The organism is Paenibacillus sp. MAEPY2 (assembly GCF_000499205.1).
GTDB lineage: Bacteria > Bacillota > Bacilli > Paenibacillales > Paenibacillaceae > Paenibacillus > Paenibacillus vandeheii.
Map to the genome: position 1 here is coordinate 159,358 of NZ_AWUK01000034.1, position 22,915 is coordinate 182,272.

At 49.0% G+C, this 22,915-nt stretch carries 19 protein-coding genes and 1 riboswitch; of the genes, 12 read left to right on the forward strand and 7 right to left on the reverse strand.

Going from position 1 to position 22,915, the window contains the following annotated elements:
* The first annotated feature begins 350 nt into the window (after window positions 1-350).
* From P364_RS0125255 to metE, 3 genes are all read left to right on the forward strand, one after another.
* Complete coding sequence (locus P364_RS0125255) at window positions 351-2,312, forward strand: anaerobic ribonucleoside triphosphate reductase (RefSeq protein WP_024632824.1); 1,962 nt, start codon at window positions 351-353, stop codon at window positions 2,310-2,312.
* Window positions 2,309-2,818, forward strand: coding sequence for an anaerobic ribonucleoside-triphosphate reductase activating protein (nrdG, locus tag P364_RS0125260; RefSeq protein WP_024632825.1), 510 nt, complete (start codon window positions 2,309-2,311; stop codon window positions 2,816-2,818). The genes P364_RS0125255 and nrdG overlap by 4 nt, the downstream gene beginning before the upstream one ends.
* A 269-nt stretch (window positions 2,819-3,087) precedes the next feature.
* Window positions 3,088-3,288: riboswitch (cobalamin riboswitch) on the forward strand.
* Window positions 3,289-3,510: 222 nt separating this feature from the next.
* Window positions 3,511-5,859 carry a 5-methyltetrahydropteroyltriglutamate--homocysteine S-methyltransferase gene (metE, locus tag P364_RS0125265; protein ID WP_024632826.1) on the forward strand — a complete coding sequence of 783 codons (2,349 nt, stop codon included), beginning with the start codon at window positions 3,511-3,513 and terminating at the stop codon, window positions 5,857-5,859.
* 160 nt (window positions 5,860-6,019) lie between these two features.
* On the opposite strand, the gene P364_RS0125270 is transcribed toward metE, so the two are convergent.
* Window positions 6,020-8,836 (reverse strand): glycoside hydrolase family 3 C-terminal domain-containing protein, encoded by a 2,817-nt coding sequence (locus P364_RS0125270; protein WP_024632827.1) that lies wholly within the window; start codon window positions 8,834-8,836, stop codon window positions 6,020-6,022.
* Between the two features lie 375 nt (window positions 8,837-9,211).
* Between P364_RS0125270 and P364_RS0125275 the strand changes: the two genes are divergently transcribed.
* The 5 genes from P364_RS0125275 to P364_RS0125295 all read left to right on the forward strand — a co-directional run bounded on the left by P364_RS0125275 (window position 9,212) and on the right by P364_RS0125295 (window position 13,648).
* Entirely contained in the window at window positions 9,212-10,756 is a 1,545-nt protein-coding gene (locus P364_RS0125275; protein WP_024632828.1) for an FAD-dependent oxidoreductase, read from the forward strand.
* Between the two features lie 273 nt (window positions 10,757-11,029).
* Window positions 11,030-11,359: a PadR family transcriptional regulator gene (locus P364_RS0125280; protein WP_024632829.1), complete on the forward strand. Its 330-nt coding sequence runs from the start codon at window positions 11,030-11,032 to the stop codon at window positions 11,357-11,359.
* Window positions 11,352-11,939: an HAAS signaling domain-containing protein gene (locus tag P364_RS0125285; protein WP_024632830.1), complete on the forward strand. Its 588-nt coding sequence runs from the start codon at window positions 11,352-11,354 to the stop codon at window positions 11,937-11,939. Before P364_RS0125280 ends, P364_RS0125285 begins: the two co-directional genes overlap by 8 nt.
* Window positions 11,940-11,941: 2 nt before the next feature.
* Window positions 11,942-12,841 carry a DUF4097 family beta strand repeat-containing protein gene (locus tag P364_RS0125290; RefSeq protein WP_024632831.1) on the forward strand — a complete coding sequence of 300 codons (900 nt, stop codon included), beginning with the start codon at window positions 11,942-11,944 and terminating at the stop codon, window positions 12,839-12,841.
* Between the two features lie 87 nt (window positions 12,842-12,928).
* Window positions 12,929-13,648 (forward strand): 3-ketoacyl-ACP reductase, encoded by a 720-nt coding sequence (locus P364_RS0125295; RefSeq protein WP_024632832.1) that lies wholly within the window; start codon window positions 12,929-12,931, stop codon window positions 13,646-13,648.
* A 221-nt stretch (window positions 13,649-13,869) separates the two neighbouring features.
* On the opposite strand, the gene P364_RS0125305 is transcribed toward P364_RS0125295, so the two are convergent.
* Together P364_RS0125305 and P364_RS0125310 are read right to left on the reverse strand one after the other, a co-directional pair.
* Window positions 13,870-14,418, reverse strand: a complete 549-nt coding sequence (locus P364_RS0125305; protein WP_024632833.1) for a helix-turn-helix domain-containing protein — start codon at window positions 14,416-14,418, stop codon at window positions 13,870-13,872.
* A 42-nt stretch (window positions 14,419-14,460) separates the two neighbouring features.
* Window positions 14,461-14,826: a glyoxalase superfamily protein gene (locus P364_RS0125310; RefSeq protein WP_029881609.1), complete on the reverse strand. Its 366-nt coding sequence runs from the start codon at window positions 14,824-14,826 to the stop codon at window positions 14,461-14,463.
* A 215-nt stretch (window positions 14,827-15,041) separates the two neighbouring features.
* Here P364_RS0125310 and P364_RS0125315 point away from each other — a divergent pair, with 215 nt between their 5' ends.
* The 4 genes from P364_RS0125315 to P364_RS0125330 all read left to right on the forward strand — a co-directional run bounded on the left by P364_RS0125315 (window position 15,042) and on the right by P364_RS0125330 (window position 18,609).
* Window positions 15,042-15,725 (forward strand): alpha/beta hydrolase, encoded by a 684-nt coding sequence (locus tag P364_RS0125315; RefSeq protein ID WP_442952276.1) that lies wholly within the window; start codon window positions 15,042-15,044, stop codon window positions 15,723-15,725.
* A complete protein-coding gene (locus P364_RS0125320) occupies window positions 15,725-16,495 on the forward strand; it encodes a dioxygenase family protein (RefSeq protein ID WP_024632836.1) in 771 nt (256 codons plus the stop codon). The genes P364_RS0125315 and P364_RS0125320 overlap by 1 nt, the downstream gene beginning before the upstream one ends.
* A gap of 210 nt (window positions 16,496-16,705) precedes the next feature.
* Entirely contained in the window at window positions 16,706-17,707 is a 1,002-nt protein-coding gene (locus P364_RS0125325) for a cation diffusion facilitator family transporter (RefSeq protein WP_024632837.1), read from the forward strand.
* A gap of 401 nt (window positions 17,708-18,108) precedes the next feature.
* Entirely contained in the window at window positions 18,109-18,609 is a 501-nt protein-coding gene (locus P364_RS0125330; protein WP_024632838.1) for a hypothetical protein, read from the forward strand.
* A 356-nt stretch (window positions 18,610-18,965) separates the two neighbouring features.
* On the opposite strand, the gene P364_RS0125335 is transcribed toward P364_RS0125330, so the two are convergent.
* From P364_RS0125335 to P364_RS0125350, 4 genes are read right to left on the reverse strand one after another with little or no spacing between them, the layout of a single operon-like run.
* Complete coding sequence (locus P364_RS0125335; protein WP_024632839.1) at window positions 18,966-20,039, reverse strand: ABC transporter substrate-binding protein; 1,074 nt, start codon at window positions 20,037-20,039, stop codon at window positions 18,966-18,968.
* Window positions 20,036-20,845, reverse strand: coding sequence for an ABC transporter permease (locus P364_RS0125340; RefSeq protein WP_024632840.1), 810 nt, complete (start codon window positions 20,843-20,845; stop codon window positions 20,036-20,038). Before P364_RS0125340 ends, P364_RS0125335 begins: the two co-directional genes overlap by 4 nt.
* Complete coding sequence (locus P364_RS0125345) at window positions 20,820-21,653, reverse strand: ABC transporter permease (RefSeq protein ID WP_024632841.1); 834 nt, start codon at window positions 21,651-21,653, stop codon at window positions 20,820-20,822. Before P364_RS0125345 ends, P364_RS0125340 begins: the two co-directional genes overlap by 26 nt.
* Complete coding sequence (locus P364_RS0125350) at window positions 21,643-22,752, reverse strand: ABC transporter ATP-binding protein (RefSeq protein WP_024632842.1); 1,110 nt, start codon at window positions 22,750-22,752, stop codon at window positions 21,643-21,645. The genes P364_RS0125345 and P364_RS0125350 overlap by 11 nt, the downstream gene beginning before the upstream one ends.
* Window positions 22,753-22,915: the final 163 nt, after the last annotated feature.

Consider the following 22,915-nt stretch of genomic DNA (forward strand, 5'->3'; position numbering starts at 1 on the left):
AAACATACCCGAATCCAATTTATTCCACGGACGGGAATCTGCTATGGACGGTATGATTCGATGACAGTAAAGTTAAGCAACCGCTTCCCTGGCAGGTTTTCTGTCCTTATTTCTAGCTTCGTCAACTATACTTACACGGTAATAGGAAATTATACGCTTACCCTCCGGCTTTGGAAACCTTTATCATACCAGAATAGAAAATCGCCACGTTCAACGCGCCCCACTTATGTGACGATCATCACACCCAAATAACAAGATATAGTTTATAAATGGATAAAGAAACTCTACATATAGTGTTCAATGAATTTACATTATCCCTATACAATCTCATTTTTTAGGAGGAATCTGTTATGAACATGCTTGAGTATGCCTCTCCACCGGCGCCTGATCTGCTATCTGACCTGGGAAGACGAATTATCGGTGCAGAAGACGCTGATACGCTGAGGGAGAATGCCAATCTGAACGGAGACTCGTTCAGCGGCAAGATGAGCAGGCTCGGTTCGGAGACGGCCAAGTGGCATGCTCTGCGTCATGTGCTGCCAGATGACCTTGCTCTAGCTGTGGAGAATGGTGATCTGTATGTACACGATCTGGATCAGTATGCCCTTGGAACGACCAACTGTATCTTCATCCCGTTTGACCGGTTGCTGGCCTCCGGCTTTAACACAGGCAACGGTTCGGTTCGTACACCACAGACGATCATGTCTGCCATGGCGCTGGTCGCCATAATTTTTCAATCCCAGCAGAACAGCCAGTATGGCGGCGTATCGGCCAATAAAATCGACTGGGATCTCGCACCTTATGTGAAGCGATCGTTCCGCAAGCATTACCGGAAAGCACAACGGCTGTTTGGGGAAAATGACCGGATTGAGGATGAACAGCTACATCTGAATAGTGATGAAGCGAAGGAGAAATGTCCACGAGCCTTTGCCTTTGCCTGTGAAGAAACGGAACTGGAGACCGAACAGGCTGCGGAATCGCTAATCCATAATCTGAACACCATGAGCAGTCGTGCTGGCGGACAGATTCCGTTTACTTCGCTGAATTACGGACTGTGCACTTCAGCCGAAGGTCGGCTTGTCTCCCGGTCGCTGCTGCAAGCGACCATTCGTGGACTCGGTAACGGGGAAACGCCCGTGTTCCCACAGCATATTTTCCAGTGCAAACAAGGCATTAACCAATCTGAGGGAGATCCAAATTACGATCTGTTCCGGCTCGCTGTGACCTGTTCCTCCCGGCGTATGTATCCGAATTTTGTCAATGTGGATGCTTCCTTCAACCTTCCCTATTATCGACCGGAAGATCCCGACACGATCATTGCCACAATGGGATGTCGTACACGCACACTGGCTGATCGCTTCGGACGCAATCGTCAGAGCGGTAAAGGGAACTTGTCCTTTAACACCATCAATCTGGTCAAGCTCGGCATACGATATGGGATCTGCCAGGGAACAAGAGCCATCGCTGACCGGGCCGGCTTCTATATGGCTTTGGAATCCGTCATGCGCAATGCTACGAATGGACTGCTGCACCGTTATCGAATTCAGACTAACCAGCCTGCCAAAGCATCGGACTTTATGATGCGGGAAGGGGTGTGGGAAGGTGGAGAACAATTGGCTCCGGATGAACCGGTGGCTGACCTGTTGAAGCATGGTACGTTATCCCTTGGTTTTATCGGGCTTGCTGAATGTATGACCGCCCTATATGGTCGTCACCATGGGCAAGACCTTCATGTACATCGAGAAGCCTTGAATATCATTCGTACGATGAGAGAGTTCTGCGACCGGATGAGTGAGTTGCATAACTTGAATATCACCTTATTCGCTACACCCGCCGAGGGCCTATCCGGCAAATTCACCAAGCTTGATCGTGAGCGATACGGCAGCATCATGGGGGTCAACGACAGGGAATATTACACCAATTCATTTCACATTCCGGTCTATCATACCCTTCCTGCCTATCGCAAAATTGAATTGGAAGCTCCTTTCCACAAGCTATGTAATGCCGGGGCAATCTCTTATGTCGAACTCGACGGGAATGTACGGGCCAACACCACGGCTTTCCAACGAATCGTGCAATACGCGCTGGCCCAGGATATCGGTTATTTCTCCATTAATCACCCGATTGACCGTTGTCCGGCCTGTGGTTATGAAGGCGTAATCGGAGAGGTATGTCCCGGATGTGAAGCTCATGAAAATCAGGTGCATTTCCAGAGACTACGCCGGGTGACGGGATACCTGACCGGAGATTACAAAGTACGCTTCAATACGGCAAAGCAAGCTGAAGTACGGGATCGGGTGAAACATCAGTGAATCTATATGGCTATATCGCCGAATCGGTGAATGAGGGAACGGGCCTGCGGGCCGTGTTGTTCATTAGCGGATGCCGACATGCCTGTCCGGGCTGCTTCAGCCCGGACTCCTGGAGCTTCCGTGCGGGTGAACCCTTCACGGAGGAACGGCAGCAGCAGATTTTGCAGGAAGTGACCGCGCATCCCTTGCTGGAAGGGGTTACGTTATGCGGAGGTGATCCTTTTTTCTCTGCCGCAGAGTGTGCATCTTGGGTTCAACAGCTTCGTGCGGTGCGGCCTGAACTGACGGTATGGGCCTATACGGGATTTGTATATGAGGAGCTTGTTGCCGACCCTGTGCGAGCAGAACTATCCCGCCTATGCGACGTTATTATTGATGGACCTTATATTGCAGCTGAGCGTGATGTATCTCTTCCTTATCGCGGTAGTCGCAATCAGCGCATCATTGATGTAGCCGCAACGATGGCTTGCCAGACAATCGTTACTATGCAGATGGATGCATGGTAACGATTTTTTTATTGGGTTGAATCCAGCACAACATGTGCTGGATATGTAGTTCATTTTGAAGCTTCATTTTGAGGAGACAAATCTGTCACTAAACCAAGGTTTCATACGGTTCAATTTTATTTCCGATCGGATTAGTAATATTTGTTGCAAGCTAGTAGGTTATCGTCTATGATTGGTAGCATACAAGCAAGTATACGACGATTGCATCATTATATAATCTATCATCTATGCTTGGTCACCAATTTCATAGCCGGAGATGTGCACGCACATTTCTGCACACGGAAACAGGTGCCGACCGCGCTACAGGCGTGGTCAGGCTTAAAAGGGAAGCACGGTGTAAGTCCGTCGCGGTCCCGCCACTGTAAACGGGGAGTCTGTACATAAACAATCCACTGGTGTATCCACCGGGAAGGACATGTACAAGACCATGATCCGTAAGCCAGGAGACCTGCCTGTTTCGACAGCATCGCATGACCTACGGAAGATAGGGAGGTGTTAGAGCAACCGCTAAAATAACTTATAGCAGGTGTTCTTTCCCATTCTATCTTTGTTCACAGACGTCATTCATGATGCCTGTTTCTCAGGGTATGACATTGGAAGGAACGCCTTTTTTTGATGCTTTCAAATGAAATACACAACATAGCTTCAACCTGAATGATGAGTTCACCATTATAAATGAGGAGGAATTTTACATGTCGCAATCACAGCAACAACAGGCACAAGTTCTGACAGGCAACCTCGGTTACCCTCGCATCGGTGCGGGACGTGAATGGAAAAAAGCACTGGAGTCCTTCTGGGCTGGCCGAATCGATGAATCCACGCTTCATCAGGAACTGACCACGCTTCGGTTGCAGGATCTGAAGAAACAGCAGGCACAGCAGCTCGATCTGATTCCTGTGGGCGACTTCTCCTACTATGATCATATTCTCGACGTATCCGCAATGTTTGGCGTCGTTCCTGAGCGCTTCAACCATACTGGCGGACCGGTGTCCGTATCTACCTATTACGCCATGGCCCGGGGTAATGACCAGGCAACAGCCTGTGAGATGACCAAGTGGCTGAACACCAACTATCACTACATCGTACCGGAGATTCATAATGATACTGCATTTGCTTTGCTTGAAAATAAACCCCTTGCCGCCTACCGCGAAGCGAAGCAGGAGCTTGGGCTGGAAGGTAAACCGGTCGTTGTCGGTCCGTACTCGTATGTACGGTTCGCCAAAGGCTATGACGCGGAACGCTTCGCGGAGATTGTCACACGCCTCGTTCCGGTGTACGCCCAGCTTCTGGCCGAGCTTCAAGCCGAGGGCGTACAGTGGGTACAGATCGACGAGCCTGCTCTGACGCTGGCTGTCTCTTCCGAAGATGAAGCCTTGCTGCAACAGGTGTATGCTGCCTTGGCACAAGCCGCACCGGAATTGAAGCTGCTGCTTCAGACGTACTTCGAATCGGTGGAAGCATATCCGATCGTGACAGCACTGCCTGTAGCCGGAATCGGCCTGGACCTGGTCCACGGCTATGAAGGCAATCTGGCCAGCCTGCGGGAGCATGGCTTCCCGCAGGATAAATGGTTGGGCGCCGGTGTCATCGACGGGCGCAATATCTGGCGCGCCGATCTCGCAGAGACGGCGAAGCTGCTGGCGCAGGTGGCTGAATTCGCTGCCGAAGGCAAGCTGATCATTCAGCCTTCCTGCAGCCTGTTGCATGTACCGGTTACTGCCGCTCAGGAGAGCGCGCTTGATCCGGTACTGCGCAATGCCCTGGCCTTTGCCGACGAGAAGCTGGAGGAAATTGCGACGCTCGGCACGTTGTTGTCTGGCGGCGCGAAGCAGGCAGACCAAGCAGCGGCTGTGGCTGAAGCCACCCGCCACGCCCAGGCGAGCACCGAAGCGGTGCGCCTGCTGAGCGAGTCCGAGTCACGGACACGCCTGAGTGGCGCTCCCGCAGGGGTGCACGCCGACGAGCAGCTGCTTCGCAGCGCGTCATTCCAGGAGCGGCGCGAATTGCAGCAGCAAAAATGGTCGCTCCCGCTGCTGCCAACGACAACGATTGGCAGCTTCCCTCAGACGGCGGAGGTGCGCAAGGCACGCGCCCTGTTCCGCAAAGGCGAATGGAATGCGGAGCAATACGATGCCTATGTGCGTGAACAAATTCAGGAGTGGATTACCATTCAGGAGGAAATTGGTCTGGATGTGCTGGTACACGGTGAGTTCGAACGTACCGATATGGTCGAGTTTTTCGGTGAGAAGCTGACTGGATTCGCTTTTACCAAAAATGGCTGGGTACAGTCCTACGGCTCACGCTGTGTGAAACCACCTGTCATTTACGGAGATGTGCTGTTCAATGAACCGATGACGGTGAAAGAAACGGCGTATGCCCAGACACTGACCAGCAAACCGGTAAAAGGCATGCTCACAGGTCCGGTAACGATTCTGAACTGGTCCTTTGTCCGCTCGGATATTCCGCGCAGCGAAGTGTCCTACCAGATTGCCCGTGCCATTCGGGACGAGGTTGAAGCGCTGGAGCAAGCAGGCATTGAGATGATTCAGGTTGATGAGCCCGCTCTGCGTGAAGGACTCCCACTCAAACGAAGCAAGTGGGATGAGTACCTGCAATGGGCCGTGGAATCCTTCCGTTTGGCAACAGCAACCGTGAAACCAACAACGCAGGTGCATACTCACATGTGCTACTGCGAGTTCGATGATATTATTGAAGCCATCAGCGATCTGGATGCGGATGTGATCTCGATCGAGACATCCCGCAGCCATGGGGAACTGGTAGGCAGTTTTGAGCAAAATACGTATGATAAAGGCATCGGTCTCGGTGTATACGATATCCATAGTCCGCGTGTTCCAGGCAAGGACGAGATGTTGAATATGATCGAGCGCGCACTTCAAGTGCTGCCAGCCGATCTGTTCTGGGTGAATCCTGACTGCGGATTGAAAACACGTGGTAAGGCCGAAGTCGTGGATGCATTGAGCATCATGGTAGACGCTGCTCGTACGGCAAGAGAACGGGTGACGGCTGACTCCTCAATCTAAATTCGATATTTCGCCACTTAGGCTTTTGGAAAAAGTTGTTTTATTAACAAAAGGGATGTCCCCTAGTCATGAAGATGACAAGGGGACATCCCTTTTTAGCGTTTTTATTTAACGAACTGAGCACTTGCTATTAGAGCTGCAACTTCCATAGGCTGCAGGTTTAACGAATATTGAAATAGCTGATACGCACTCCTGCGGACAACACCAGATAAACATCCTGCTGACCTGATGCACCTTGGAGGTCTGCCTTAACCGTGGACCAATGCTGGGCCTCGCCCTGTGCCAGTTCCACGCGTCCTGCCAACGCACCGTCAGGTGCGCCCAGTCGAACTTCCAATACCGCATCTGCCTGTTCTGCGGATACACGAGCTTCAAGCGCTGCTGCACTGCCCAGATCTGCATCTTTGAAGGCAATCCATCCTTGTTCACCAATCACACGGACAGAAGTTCCGCCTTCTTTGCTTTCATCCAGATCCACACCAAAGTATGCATCGTAGTTCTCGGCGCGAGTAGCCACACCAAGGTTACGTGAAGGAATGATCTCTCCATCTACCGTCAGGTCAGCAACAAGCTGAATATCCGAAGACGATTTCCCTACCATAATGGAGTACGTGCCGCTTTCAACCACATAACAATCACGGGTTACATCCCAGATTGCCAGCTCCTGAACCGGTAACGTGAAGCTGACTTTCACTGTAGCTCCAGCTTCAATATGAAGACGACGGAAACCTTTTAACGTTTTGAGCGGACGCTTCACCCGGGACTGTCCGGCACGCACGTACAATTGCACAACCTCATCACTGGCGATCATTCCTGTATTCGTCACATCCACAGTTACCGTAACTGTGCCTTCTGCTCCAGTTTGGAACGGATTCAACTCCAGATTACTGTATTTAAACAATGCATACGTCAATCCATGTCCGAACGGATACAGTACATCCCCTTCAAAATACTGATACGTGCGTCCGGATTGAATGATATCGTAGTCTCTGATATCAGTCAGCTGATCTGCGGACTGCACCCACGTCATATTCAGGCGGCCTGCTGGCGCATAATCGCCATATAATACGTCAGCTACAGCGTTGCCCAGCTCTTGTCCTGCATGGGAGGTATACAATACAGCCGGGATGTTCTCCTGTACCCAGTTGGATGTGAACGGGTAACTTCCCACGATAACTACAACGGTATTCGGGTTCGCTGCATAAACAGCTTCAACCAGACGCTGCTGGGATTCTGCCAGATCCAGGCTTGGACGGTCGATCTCTTCTTTACCGTTCACAAGCGGATTGTTGCCGACAAATACAATCGCTGTCTCCGCTTCCTTCGCAGCTGCTACCGCTTCCTCTAATCCATTCACCACAATATCCTTCTTGAATGTTTCCGTAGCACCGAATGATTTCAACTCTTCGGATACGGCGAACACATCGTTTCCGCCATTGGGTGCCGTTACGGTTTTGCCGTTCCACGTGGTCAGTCCCACACTTCCGTCCTGTTGTGGCAACAGATGGAATACTTCCTTTACAAACCAGCCATATACTTCATCCGCTGTTGCCGTAACCGTCTCTTCATCCGTCGTCAGGTATTTGCCATTACTGTTCGCCTGCAGCGTGTAGCTGCCAAATCCCCAGTCACTCAGTGTAAATGTCTCGGCATCTCCTGAAGCAATGATGGATGATTTCTCGTCTTCAGCCAGTCCAACAACCTTGCCGCTTGCCACGGAAGTCAATGTAATACGGTCATTACCATCCTTGAACGTAACTTTGTCGCCGCCTACTTTGGAACTGATCGCTTCAAACGGGGATACGCTATATGGCATGGTACCTGCATACCAGTCACGATAGACTGTTCCACCCAGTTGACCAATCACAGCCACTTTGCCGGATTTCGTTTTATCCAGCGGCAGTGTGCCTTGATCATTTTTAAGCAATACCACCTGTTCTCTCGCCGCTCTCAATGACAAAGCCTTCGCGTTCTCCGTCATCATCGCTTCTTCACCAATCGAAGCATATGGATTGCCTTCAGCCGGATCAAATTCGCCCAAGCGGAAACGTACACGGAATGTGTTAAACAGTGCCAGATCAATGTCTTCCATGGTAAGTGTGCCTTGCTCCAGTCCTTCACGCAGCGCCTGCTTCGACAGATCCGCATCATCGGTAATGCTGTCAATGCCGGCTTTGACGGACTCTACTGTACCAGGGGTGTGGGAATCATAGTATTTATGATCGTTCTTGATGCCCATGACATCCCCTGCATCACTCACGATGAAGCCATCCATGCCCCATTCACCCTTCACAATCTCGTTTACGAACGGATGCAACAATGCTGGCGTACCGTTAATAGAATTGTACGCGGTCATCATGGACTGCGCCCCACCCTCTTTAAACGGTTTCTCGAACGCTTTCAGGTAATATTCTCGCATGTTGCGTGGATCAATGCTTGATGAACCACTACCGCGGTCCACTTCATTATTGTTTGCCAGGAAATGCTTCAACGTGGCAACCGCCTTGTAATACTTCGGATGGTCGCCCTGAATTCCCTTAACCAGCGCCGTTGTCAGTTCAGCAGTCAGTTCCGGGTCTTCTCCATAAGCCTCTTCGTTCCGACCCCAACGCGGATCACGCTCCATATCAACTGTAGGTGCCCACAGCGTCAGACCGTTCACGGCTGGATTGCGTTTGTAAAATACACGTGCCTCGTCTCCGATCACGGAGCCGATCTCTTTCATCAGGTCTGCATCCCACGTACACGCCAGCCCTACCGGCTGTGGGAAGGAAGTGGCTTCGCCCAGCCAAGCCAGACCGTGAGCTGCTTCTGTGCCGTGTTTGTAAGCTGCGATACCCAGGCGCTCTACTGCTGGTTGGTATTGCAGCATGGATTCGATTTTCTCATCTTCCGACAGGCGGGATACGAGGTCCTTTACACGTGTATCGAGTTCGAGCGTTGTATCCTGAAAAGGATATTTCGTTTGGTTAGTCATGATATGGAATCTCCTTTGGGCTTTCAATGGTTTATTTAAAATGATAGCGAATACATTAACACGGCATAATTATGATGTGATTTTAATATATCCGACCTCATGAATCGAAGATTTAACCTTATAAAACAAGCATTTATTAGTCGGATGTTAACTCTTCTCTCCATTTACTAAAACGATTTCGGTAAACCTATCATATAGCATGTTTAGCAAAAAAAACAGGGGGCTTGCATAGGAAAATGTGAATTTCCCTCAGGAAAGTATGGGGTCAATCGTTTCATTCTGGCACAGTATGGTAATCATGGATAAGAGTAAAGTTTTGACGTATTTATGAGCTGAGCATAAGCCCTAATGAACAAGATATAAGGAGGAAATCGAGTGAATGATCATCAACAGACCCCGACAGGTTTGCCCTCCATTCCGGAATCCCTGTGGAGAGCCACAAACACATTCAATGAATATCCGAAACTGACAGAAAATACAACTGCTGATGTAGCCATTATTGGTGCAGGCATTGCGGGCATTACGACAGCCTATTTGCTGGCTCAGACGGGTATGCGTGTGGTTGTGCTTGAAGCCGGAAAAGTACTGGATGGCACAACCGGCCATACCACTGCCAAGGTATCCGCACAGCATGGCGTGATATTCGATGAATTGCTGCATCATTTTGGCGAAGAACAGGCCCGCATGTATTATGAAGGTAATGCTACAGCCGCCAAATGGATGCGCGATCTGGTGAAAGAGAAAAAAATCGATTGCCAGTGGGCTGAGGAAGATGCCTATGTCTATATTCAATCCGAGGAAAACCTCAAAAAGCTGGAGATTGAACTGACCGCCTATGGCAAGCTAAATATTTCTGGTGAATGGGTCGATCCACTTCCCATCCCTGTCCCATCCAGAGCAGGTATTAAGATGCCGGGACAAGCCCGCTTTGACCCGCTCCGTTATTTGCATTACCTGCTGGAATCCGCGGTCAAGCAGGGTGTCCGCATCTTCGAACATACTACGGTTACCGATGTAGAGGAAGACGCCTCACTGCATGTGCGGACATATGAGAATGGTCCATCCGTAACGGCCGAACATGTCGTCGTTGCCTCCCATTTCCCGGTCTACGACCCCGGATTTTATTTTTCAAGGCTGCACGCTGAACGATCCTATGCTGTTATGGTTGAACCTCAGAAACCTTTCGCTGGTGGCATGTATATCTCTGACGATGGACCCTACCGTTCACTGCGTACTGTCATTCATAAAGGGAAGGAACACATCCTCTTTGGAGGAGAGAATCATAAAACCGGACAGGGCATTTGTACCGTCGGTCATTATGAAAATTTGGAGCGCTATGCAGCCGATACATTCGGCATTCGCAACATCCCATTCCGCTGGTCAGCTCAGGATCTGATTTCCATCGATAAGGTCCCTTATATTGGACCCATTACCGGACGACATGAACGTGTCTATGTGGCTACCGGCTTTGCCAAATGGGGCATGACCACAGGAACGATGGCTGGACATATCCTTACGGACCGGATTACCGGACGCGACAATTCTTACGCAGCGGTATTCGATCCTGCTAGGTTCAAGGTAGACCCTGGTGTGAAAAACTTCCTCGTAGAGAATGTCAATGTTGCCACGGAACTGATCTCTGGCAAAGTCGGCATTATTCACAAGAACACGGGACAACTCGGTAACGATGAAGGAGCTGTCGTTCGACATGACGGCAAACGGGCCGGCGCCTACAAGAACCCAGCTGGCAAACTCTTTCTGGTGGATACCACCTGCACCCATTTGGGTTGTGAAGTGGAATGGAATGCTGGCGAACGTTCCTGGGATTGCCCATGCCACGGCTCACGCTTCAATTACGCAGGTAAAGTGATCGAAGGCCCTGCTGTTAAAGACCTTACGGTATTGGACGCACAAGAATAAATTTAAGCTGATACCCCCATCGCTGTATATCTTCATCCCGTAGACCCGGATCGGAATCCGTCCTCAGACGGAAGTAACCGATCCGGGTTTTGCGTATGCTGATTTATAAGTGAATTAGCGAGAAACGAAGTTAGTCCCATTTGCGGCAAACCGTGACACAGAACTATTTTTAAACCACTACCTTGCATTAAACAGTACCGGATGCTATGATGAATTTACGACTACTGAACAATACACACTAGTGATTGGATAGAGCAACAAGGAGGAACCTAAGTGAATGTTAATATTCAATTCAAAAAAGGGGTGCTGGAACTATGCGTACTCGTGCTGATCAACCGCCAGGATCGTTACGGCTACGAACTGGCTCAAGCGGTATCCCAGCATATTGAAGTGGCTGAAGGTGCACTGTATCCCCTTTTGCGAAGATTGGTCAATGACGGCTATTGTACGACTTACTTGCAAGAATCCAGTGAAGGACCACCGCGTAAATACTACAAACTGTCTGATACTGGTCGTGATTATATGAAGACTCTCACGAATGAATGGAATAATTTTGTGCGCAATGTCGCAAATCTTATAGAGGAAGGTACCCCCAATGAATAGACAACAATTCATCCAGGCAATGGAGATTCATCTGAGACCGATGGACCCGCTGGAACGGGCAGAACTGCTCGCTGATTATGAACAGCATTTTGAGATGGGATTAAGAGAAGGAAGACCGGAAGAAGAAATTGCAAGAGAACTGGGGCATCCGATCGAGATTGCAAAAGAAGCGCTTGGTGATCGGTATGATGCACAGACGCCAGGATCTGATCCGTTCTATGCGCCAACATTCGAAGAAATGCGTCCTCAGCAAAGAGGAAATCGCGCTGCACGCAGCTTCTTCACGGCAATCGGACTTTTTTTCCTGAACATCATGCTGGCAATTCCACTAGGATTGATGCTGTGGTCGGTATGGCTCACAATTGCCAGTCTGTCGCTGCTGGTATTGGCACCGGTCGCTGCAGCAGTGGATTTCTTATATCTTGACCATTTCGAGTATTCTGAGATGTTCGTTTCGATTGGAGTATTCGGCATAGGCATTCTATTTGCCCTTTTGACAAAATGGATTTTTAAAGCCTTTAAGCTGATCACTCTTCAGTATATAAGATGGAATCAAAAGACGATGAAAGGAGATGTCTAACCATGAGCACCAAAAAGTGGATTGCTTTAGCGATACTATGTATCGGCATCGGATTGCTCGGAACCTCCATATACGGAGTTCAGTTCGGAGATCAGAGAGAAGCCTACTCCAAACGTTGGGAATTCAAAAACGATGAGCTGCACAACATCATAATGAACGCTAACTTTAGCGCAGATATTGAATTCGTAGTAAGTCCCGATTCCAATGGTTACATTGAAGTGGATGGTAAGTGGGACCCGGCCACAATTGAAGGTTTTAAACAGGCCTCGATCATGGATGGAACCTTTACATTAAACCAGAAAGAGCGCTCGCGTTTGCAATTTTTCACCCTTTATTGGAATACTCAGCAGCAAACGATCACGGTTGCACTGCCTGAAGGACATCAGCTGGATGACGTCAGCATCGTCTCTACTTCCAGTGATCTGGATCTGAAGGGTCTGCATGCCAAAACCTTGGACCTTAACAATACGTCTGGGAGCATTCACCTTCAGGACATAAATGTACCAACCATTCAACTGGATCTAGCTTCAGGGGACATCAAAGCCACGGCAATTGAGGGAACTATGGAAGTAAAACAAACTTCCGGAAGCTTCACGCTGGATGGCATGAATGGCGATGTAACCCGCAGTGTGCAGTCGGGGGATACCAAAATCATGAAATTAAACGGTGCGGCAAACGTTAAATTCACTTCCGGCAGTGTGAAGATCGAGCAAGCATCCTCCGGTTCAATGGATGTATCGGGACAGTCTGGAGATATTTCCATACAAGCAGCGCCTGATTTTGAAGGTATATTTGACGCACAGGCTATTTCCGGTGATGTGAATATCCCTGATTCCCCTATGGTAAGCCGTGATGTCATCAAAGCTCGCACCACCTCAGGCAGCATCAAGATCAAGCAATAATGTTAAATTATGATGAAGCAAATATTCGAACTGTGGGTAATATAGTATAATTAAATGCTAGTCCAATTCTAAGGAGGAATTACCCACATGGAACTTAAAAATAAAACGGCTGTCATTACTGGCGCTGGTAAAGGGATAGGCCGTGCCATTGCTCAGGCACTTGCCAAGGAAGGTGTACATCTCGGACTTATTGCTCGGACGGCCTCCGATCTGGAGGCTCTCCAGCAATCGCTGAGTGAGGAATATGGTGTAAAAGTAACCAGTGCCATTGCGGATATTTCGGATCGCACTCAGGCTGAGGCAGCCGTAGCTGCTATCGAGATGGAGCTTGGTGCGGTGGATATCCTTATTAACAATGCAGGTATCGCAAGCTTCGGCACCTTGCTGGATATGGACCCGGAAGAGTGGGAGCGCATCCTGCATGTCAATGTCATGGGTACATACTATGTAACTCGTGCTGTGCTGCCAAGCATGATCAAGGAAAGCAGTGGCAGCATCATTAATATCGCCTCTACTGCTGGTGAGCGTGGATTCGCAACGGGTTCAGCCTACTGTGCATCCAAATTCGCCCTGCTCGGCATGACCGAATCCCTGATGCAGGAAGTACGCAAATCCAATATCCGGGTTACTGCGTTAACGCCAAGTACGGTGAACACGGAGCTGGCAACCAATGCCGGACTGAAAGTTGGAGACGAAGACCGTATGATGCAAGCGGAGGACGTAGCTGAACTGGCTTTGGCGACGCTCAAGCTGTCGGACCGTGTATTTGTTAAAGCCGCAGGCATCTGGACAACTAATCCGCAGTAAGCAGGAGTAGTCAGACCATTTATAAAGAACAATGAATGACGGAAGCAACCATTTCTAATGATGCACTCCGTCGCCATCTGGCCGCCCGAGAAACCTCTGGGCGGCCTTTTACATATTCAGCAGCCGCCATCGTGTCCGAATACAATTCATCAAAGCTGATTCTCTACCCTTATGATTAATGCAGCGTTACTTCTCTCATTCTCCATTCCATTATCCTCTGCTTATGCGTTCCACAAATGGTCCAGATCCAGCTCCTTGGACACGGCGATCAGCACCACCGCGGGCTCCTCCCCAATATTGGTTACTTCATGGGGAACGATGGCATTCCAGCTAAATGAATCCCCCGCCTCCAGAATCTCTACATCCTCACACTGCTCTGCGCGAATCTTGCCCTGTAGAATCAGGTGACTTTCTTCTCCAGCATGCTTGTTTACCCCCGTTGATGCACCTGCCGGCAGCTCCACAATGGACATCCGCATGGCACCCTTTGCCGTTAGATGCTGTACTTTAATCTGCCCGCTCCCGGCAGTTGTTTCCTTGCGCTCATCCTTGCGCACCACGTTCATCCGTTGTTCTGGTGAGAGCAGCAAGTACGGCAGTGGAACTTCCAGATAATCCGCGATACTTTCGAGTGTGGCAATGGAAGGTGAGGTTTTGTTATTTTCCACGTTGCTGATAAACCCCTTGGACAGCCCCGTACCCTCGCACATTTGCATGATGGTGATCTGTTTCTGTTTGCGGATCGTACGAATGGCTAGGCCAATATCCATGTTGCAAAACCTCCTCTTCTATAGAAATATCAACTCTTCAATCTATTTTGCGTCAGGTTCATAAAAAACAATCCGGTTGCCAAACGGATCAATCACTGTCATTTCCCTTAAATTCCACGGCGTGTCGGAAATGCCAGGTCTAGAATGTTTGTATTTTTTCCGATTAAGCTTCTCACGTAATGCATCCAGCGCATCCGTCTCCAATCGCAATGCCGCTCCAGGCGTGCAATCGCCATGATGTTCGGATAGATGTAATTGAATGGAATCGAGGGAGATCTGCATATATAACGGCAAGTCTGCCTCAAATCGATGTTCCCAATCCAATCGAAAACCCAAGTAATCCAGATAAAACTCTTTTGCTTTGTCTTCATCAAATATCCTCAGAATAGGCACGATTCCTTTGATCATGATTATCACGTCCTTGGGAGTAATATGTGCATTACTTTACCGATCTGCCTGATACAACGTTATTAGATCAATATAGATTCCTTATACGGAACATATTTTCATAATACAAAAAAAATATTGACCCTACAATGGAATCATGATAAATTTTGTTCATTAATAAGAATATTAGTTTTATATGAGTAAACTTTATTTAGATTATTATTTCTTATCAGGTGGTGATTCCATTGAGTTATTTATCGACTTACGAGGTTCGGCTTCCTTCCGATTACAATACAGAACAACACTATCCCGTGATCTTTGCCCTGCATGGCATGGGTTCGGATGAGCAGGATATGCTTCGTTTAATGGAGCCTCTTCAGTCCGATTTTATTATCGTGGCCATAAGGGGGCCCATTGTTCAGGGTAGCGGCTACGCCTATTTTCAGATTAAAAGCATTGGCAATCCCGTCCGGGAATTGTTCGACGCGTCTGTTCAGGGATTGCAGCAGCTAATCGGTGACTTGTCCGCCAAATATGCCATAGATCCCGCACGGCGTTATATCTCCGGATTCAGTCAGGGCGCCATTATGGCAATGACGCTCTCGCTAATCATGGGAGATGCAATCAAGGGAATTGTAGCCATGAGTGGTTACATTCCGCAATTTGTGAAAGACGAATACAAGATTCACCCCAACTCGTTGTTATCCGTATTTATATCGCATGGCGATCAGGATCATCTCTTCCCACTGCAACTCGGCGAAGATAATGCAAGTTTCTTCCAAGAACATACTCATAACGTTATGTTCGTTGCATATCACGGTGGGCACCAAGTCACCCCCGATCTATATCAACAATTTCAACAATGGCTTCGGACGGATGCCAAGCTGGCTGCCGAAGACCTGAAAGGACTGAATTCATAATGATGCCATCCCTGTTTGTCGCTCACGGTGCACCATCACTCGCACTGGAGGAGAATGCGTACACTGAATTTCTGCAAAAGCTCGGACAGGAACTCCCGAAACCTAAAGCGATCGTATTGTTCTCTGCTCACTGGGAATCTACAACCCAATTGGTTTCCTCGGTAGCGAATTACGAGACTATCTATGATTTTGGTGGCTTCCAACCCGAGCTGTATCAGATCAAATACCCGGCACAAGGACATGAAGAGACAACAGCGGAAATTCAGCGTCTGTTCGCGGATGCTGGGATTCCGCTAGAGAGCGACTCCGCTCGTGGTCTGGATCACGGCGCTTGGGTCGTTCTTCGTCTGCTCTATCCGGATGCGGGTATCCCGGTAGTTGCGTTGTCTGTAAACCGTTATCTGTCCAGTGAACAGCAATATCGGGTAGGACAGGCGCTCGCCACATTACGTGAGCAGGATGTTCTCGTCATTGGCAGTGGTGGAACGGTACACAATCTGCGTCAGTTAAATTGGGAAAGCGCAGATATTGATCCTTGGGCCATGGCATTTGACAACTGGCTGCATGACAAGCTGGTGAGCTGGGATACAGAATCCCTCTTCGCCTATGACAAGCTCGCACCATCCGCCCAAGCGGCTGTGCCTACGCCAGAGCATTTTGTGCCGCTGCTGCTCGCCATGGGCGCCGGAGACCAGAACAAGCAAGCATCACTCCTGTTCAAAGCCTATCAGTATGGCAACCTGAGCCTGTCTTGCTGGAAATTTGATTGAACATCGATTGATTAGTTTATATAACTCCATATATAAAAATAACCAAACACTCGTGTGAAACCGCACGGGTGTTTGGAGTGATATGACCTTTTTTGCATAATGCTGGGAGCTCTAAAGCAAGCTATAATAACATTTAGTGGAAATGAACAAGCTGTAATGACGGATTATTCTTTCTACACCTATCACATCTTTCTGGGAGGAACATTCGAAGTGGCTGAACAACCAAAGTCTGAGAGCTTGATGTCTCTCGTCAAAAAGGGAAACACCTCCTCGGCCGTAGCCATGGCAGGTAATGCGGTACTTGCACTGTGCAAAGGAGGAGCCTTTCTATTCAGTGGCAGTGGCGCCATGTTCGCCTCGGCGATGCACTCTTTGGCCGATGCCATCAACCAAGGGTTTGTCTTTGTCGGAAGTGTACTGTCCGAGAAAAAACCTACACGCCGCTTTCCAACCGGATTCGGACGAGTCATCAACATTTTTTGTATGATTGCCGTTATCGTTGTGACCATTATGGCGTATGAGACGATTCATGAAGGGATTCACCTCTTACAGCACCCTGTTGGTCATTCGGGCGGTCTCTGGATTAACATCGGCGTGCTGGTGCTTAACATTGTGATCGATGGAGCCATTCTGATCAAAGCGATGAAAGAAATTCTTAAGGAAGCACGCGCTCCCAAAGCGTCAGGCCTTGCCCTGTTCCCTGCTGCAATCAAAAATGTAGGACGTGCTGCACCGCCAACACGCCTTGTATTTTACGAAGATGTTGTAGCAGTAATCGGTGCGACACTCGCCCTGATTTCTGTTGTTGTCATTGCACTAACCAATTTTGCATTGCTCGATGGAATCGTGACGACCATTATTGGATGCCTGATGATCGCTGTCGCTTTCCGTGTCGGCTATGACAATATGATCGGACTGATTGGTGTAGCGGCTCCACAGGATGTTGAGGACAAAGTATCCCAGACCATTCTGGCCGACACTCATGTTGCAGATATCCAGATGATGCGCATTATTCAGGAAGGTCGTTATTACCACGTCGAGGGTCTGATCGAGCTAACGAAAGGGCTAAGCCTTGCTGATGCAGATGATATCAAGTTCCGTATTCAGGAGAAGTTAATGACAGATCCCGACATCGCCGATGCAGCCATCTCCATTATTGAAGATGATGGCGTGAACAGCTGGGGCAAGAAGCATTCGGATGTGGTGAAGTGAGGAATTACCCTCTTTTATAAAAGAAAAAGGCCCACTCTTCGCGGAGTGGGCTTCTTCACGTAGCTAACTACGTGACATAGGTAACTGCATGGCTACTGAATAGCTGCACTAAACTTGTTGGTTGGAATTCACTGACTGGCCGTCATGGGGTTTACTTCCGCCCACCCTGCTCCACCCCCATCTCCATCAATTTATCCAGCCATTTCAGACGGAACGTTTCTGTGGAGCCTTTGATTGGACTGATCTCGATTGCATATTTCGTACCTAGACTTTAGTCTAGGTCCAGTTTAACTCCAAAGACCGAGGATACCCTTTTGCGGTTCATGGTATGCTGTGAATAACGAGAAAACATACTCCATGACCGTTCGGGAATTGATCTTGTATTGAAAAGGAGAGATATCATGGCTAAACGCACCATCCTTGCGCCCGTCCTTATTTTGCTGGGCGTGTACCTGATTTTGAACCAGGGAGGTTCACTCGGACCGGGTACGATCTTTGCCACATTCTGGCCCACCCTGTTTGTGATTCCGCTGGGGCTGTTCTTCCACTGGCTGTACTTCTCCATGATTGGACGAGGAATTGGATTGCTGGTTCCTGGGGGCATCTTGCTTACGGCAGGTGTTGTCAGCCAGATCGCCATGCTCTTTGGCAACTGGAGCACGATGTGGCCTGGCTTCATTCTTGCGGTAGCGGTAGGTCTGTTTGAATTGTATTGGTTCGGTGGTCGCAACAAATGGCTGCTGATTCCGATCAACATTCTGACGGTAATCTCGCTGTTATTCTTCTCCGTCATGTCGATTGGCACGATGCTGAACAGTCTGTCCTTTGTCCAGCCGTTCGTGGCGATTGGGCTGATTATGGGCGGGGCGTGGATCATTGTGGGACGCAAAAAGCGCATGTAAATCTTATAGCGTTTACACTAGACCACTGCGGTGACAGAACAACTTCGGATCGCTGTTATCCCCAGATTTTTTTGAATCCCATCTAGAATGGGAAAATCCGGGGATAAAGGGACCGCTTCGCTTCCTTCGTTTGTTCTGTCGCCTCCGTTAACGTGTAAACAAAGTTAAGACAACCACCTAAGCTATTTGCTCTGAGGCAGGGTAAAAATATAGGGGTGCAGCTCGCCATTCAAGTGAAATGACGAGCTGCACCCCTATTTATTCTAACGAACTGTACACACGCTATTGGCGGTCATTTGCTCCCATTTGAGTTTTAACCAATCAGAGAGACGCTATACATCTCAATTAAATGCCTTTTATTTGCTATGCATTTTAAACTCGAGGAACAAATCGTTATAATGCGAGAGCATTTTTTTGCCCAGATTATTGTACACTTCCAGCTTGCCTGTCAGCGTCTCATCCGGATAGAATCGCTCGTCCTCCGAAATATCCTCTGGCAGCAGCTTCAATGCCTCGGCGTTCGGTGTAGAGTACCCGACATATTCAGCATTGCGGGCCGCATGATCCGGGTCCAGCATAAAGTTGATAAACTGATGAGCGCCTTCAATATTACTCGCTGTCTTCGGAATGACCATGTTATCGAACCATAGGTTCGAGCCTTCTTCAGGAACGACATAATCCAGCTTGTCGTTCTCATCCATAATCTCCGACGCATCCCCGGACCATACGAGTCCAACCGCCGCTTCTTCGTTCGCCAGCAGCATTTTGATCTCGTCTCCGACAATAGCTCTGACGTTAGGTGTCAGGGTGGATAGCTTTTTCAAGGCTTCCTGCAGATGGTCTTCGTTCGTATCGTTCAGCGAATAACCAAGGCTGTTCAGCCCCATGCCAATCACTTCACGGGCACCGTCGAGTAACAGGATCTGGTTTTTCAAACGCGGGTCCCAGAGATCATTCCAGCTCTCAAACGTTAACCCATCGACCAGTTCAGGATTGTACACAATCCCCACTGTTCCCCAGAAGTAAGGAATGGAGTACTTATTGCCCTCATCGAAGGACAGGTCCATAAACCGTGGGTCGATGTTGCTCAAATTGAGCAGCTTGCTGTGATCCAGTGGAACGAGCAGGTTCTCTTCTTTCATTTTGCTAATCGCATATTCAGAAGGAATCGCCACATCAAACGTGGTCCCGCCCTGCTCAATCTTGGTCAGCATCGCTTCATTCGAATCAAACGTCTGATATATCACCTTAATGCCTGTCTCTTGCTCAAATTCCTTCAACAGATCAGGGTCGATATAATCGCCCCAGTTATAGATGGTCAGCGTGTTGCCGCCCGAATACCCCTGACTCTTGTTCAGATACGAGGCCAGAATCATCAGGGCAAAGGCAGCGATGAATACAATCGCAAATGTCCGTACCAATTGCTTCATGGACGCAGCCCCTTTCCTCCGGGTGGTATCCGTGTTGCACGGCGATTAATGAAGTAGTACCCAACCACCAGCAGCACCGTCAGCAGGAATAGCAGCGTTGATAGCGCATTGATGGACAATGACACACCTTGCCTTGCTCTTGAATAAATCTCCACCGAAAGTGTGGAGTAGCCGTTACCTGTGACAAAGAATGTTACCGCAAAGTCATCCAGTGAGTATGTCAGGGCCATGAAGAACCCGGCAAAAATCCCCGGTTTGACGTATGGAAGCACCACACGAGTCAGTATCTGCCATGATCCCGCACCCAGGTCACGCGCCGCATCCATCAAGGTTGGACTCATCTCCTGAAGCTTCGGCAGTACCATGATGACGACAATTGGCACGCTGAATGCGATATGAGACAACAATACCGAAGTGAATCCAAGTTTGATGCCAATCATGGTGAACAGAATCAGAAATGATGCACCAATGATGACATCCGGACTGACGATCAGCACGTTATTGAGTGACAGCAACGTATTCTTGGTCCGTTTGCGCCGTACATGATAGATCGCCAGTGCCCCTGCCACACCGAGCATCGTCGAGATCGCCGAGGACAGAAGCGCAATAATAAACGTATTCAGTACAATAATCAGTAACCGGGTATCGGCAAATACTTCCCTGTACCATTCCAACGTAAACCCTTCAAAGCCGCGCATATGACCGCCACTGTTGAAGGAATAGAAGATCAGATACGCGATCGGTGCGTACAGTATGGCGAATACAACGGCCAGATAGACGTTAGACAGCTTTCCGTTTCTTCCCATTACGCACCTCCTTCTTGCCTGACCCGGTCAGGAACATAATGATCGCCATCGCAATAATCAAAAAGACGGCAATCGTCGAACCCATCCCCCAGTCCTGGGTGACGAGAAAATGCTGCTCAATCGCTGTTCCCAGCGTAATTACCCGGTTCCCCGCAATGAGGCGGGTAATCATGAACAAAGATAGCGCCGGAATAAATACGGCCTGACAGCCGGATTTCACTCCGCTGAGCGTTAGCGGGAAGATGACCCGGCGGAACGTCAGCCATGACGACGCCCCAAGATCCCGTGCTGCATAGATCAGCGACGGGTTCATCTCTTCCAGCGCGTTGAAGATCGGCAGGATCATGAACGGAATGAAGATGTACACCGAGACAAAGATAAAGCTGAAATCGGTGAACAGAATCTGTTGCGTGCCAATACCCACCACTTCAAGCAGGGAATTGGTCAGCCCATACGTGCCGAACAGGCCGATAAAGGCGTACGCTTTTAACAACAGATTGATCCAGCTTGGCAAAATAATAAGCAGCAGCCACAGCTGCTTGTGCTTCGTACGAGTTAGTAAATACGCCGTCGGATACGAGACCAACAGTGAGAACACCGTGATCAGAAAAGCATACCAGAACGAGCTCAGAGTCATCTGCATGTACACAGGTGTAAAGAACCGGGCATAGTTACCCAGCGTGAAATTGCCCTCCACATCGAAGAACGAGTAATACACCACCAGCAGAACCGGAGCAACTACAAACAACACCATCCATAACACATATGGAATCAGATACGCATTGCGTGTACTCGCCTTAGTCTGCATGAACGGCCTCTTGGTAGGCTTCCAGACGTTTGTCGAACTCTTCTTCCGTCTCGTTAAAGCGCATGACGTGGATCGCTTCCGGGTCAAAATACAGACCAATACGATCGCCTACCACAGCTTTCTTCGTGGAATGAACCAGCCACTCATTGCCTGCGTCATCGTAGGTGGATATCTCGTAATGCACCCCACGGAACAGCTGGGAGTCCACGTTGACCTGCATTTTGCCCTGTTCCTCGGTTGTAATCTCCATATCCTCTGGACGAATCACAATCTCCACAGGCTCGTCCTTCTGCAACCCCTGATCGACACATTCGTACTGTGCGCCAGCGAATTCCACGACAAAGTCCTGCTTCATTTTGCCGGATACAATATTGGATTCGCCAATAAAGTCCGCCACAAAGCGGTTAATCGGCTCATCATAGATATCATTGGGCGTGCCACTCTGTTGAATGACGCCGCCATTCAGGACAAAGATCTCATCCGACATCGCCAAAGCTTCCTCCTGATCATGCGTGACAAAAATAAACGTAATACCCAATCGCTGTTGCAGCTCACGCAGTTCATACTGCATTTCGGTCCGCAGCTTCAGATCGAGTGCAGAGAGCGGCTCGTCCAGCAGCAGAATCTCGGGTTCATTGACAATCGCCCGTGCAATCGCGACACGCTGCCGTTGCCCGCCGGACATCTCGCCAATTTCACGGTTTTCATAACCGGAGAGATTGACGAACTTGAGTGCTTCCAGCACTTTGTCGCGAATTTCAGCGGTTTTCATTTTTTTGATCCGCAAACCAAAAGCTACGTTCTCAAATACATTCAAATGTGGAAATAACGCGTAATCCTGAAATACGGTATTCACCTGCCGCTGGTGGGCCGGCACTTGGTTAATCACTGCACCGTTAAAATAAATACTGCCCTGTGTCGGCTCCGCAAAGCCGGCGATCAAGCGCAATATCGTTGTTTTCCCGCAGCCTGACGGGCCGAGTAGCGTATAAAATTTACCCCGCTCAATCTCGAAGCTGACTTCCTTCAATACGGCTTCATCCTGATCGTATTGCTGAGTCACCCGGTCGAACCGGATAATCGGTAGTTGTTCTGACATGCTTCATTTCGCCCCCTTTAAACTTGAGGTATACCTTGAGCCTGTACACTTCTTTTCATGCATGCTTCATTACAAATCCCATCTATTATATATGATTCAGCTATATCCGCAATGGTTTTGATGTAAACGCCATGTGTTATTTCTTCTTATTCTAACAAATACA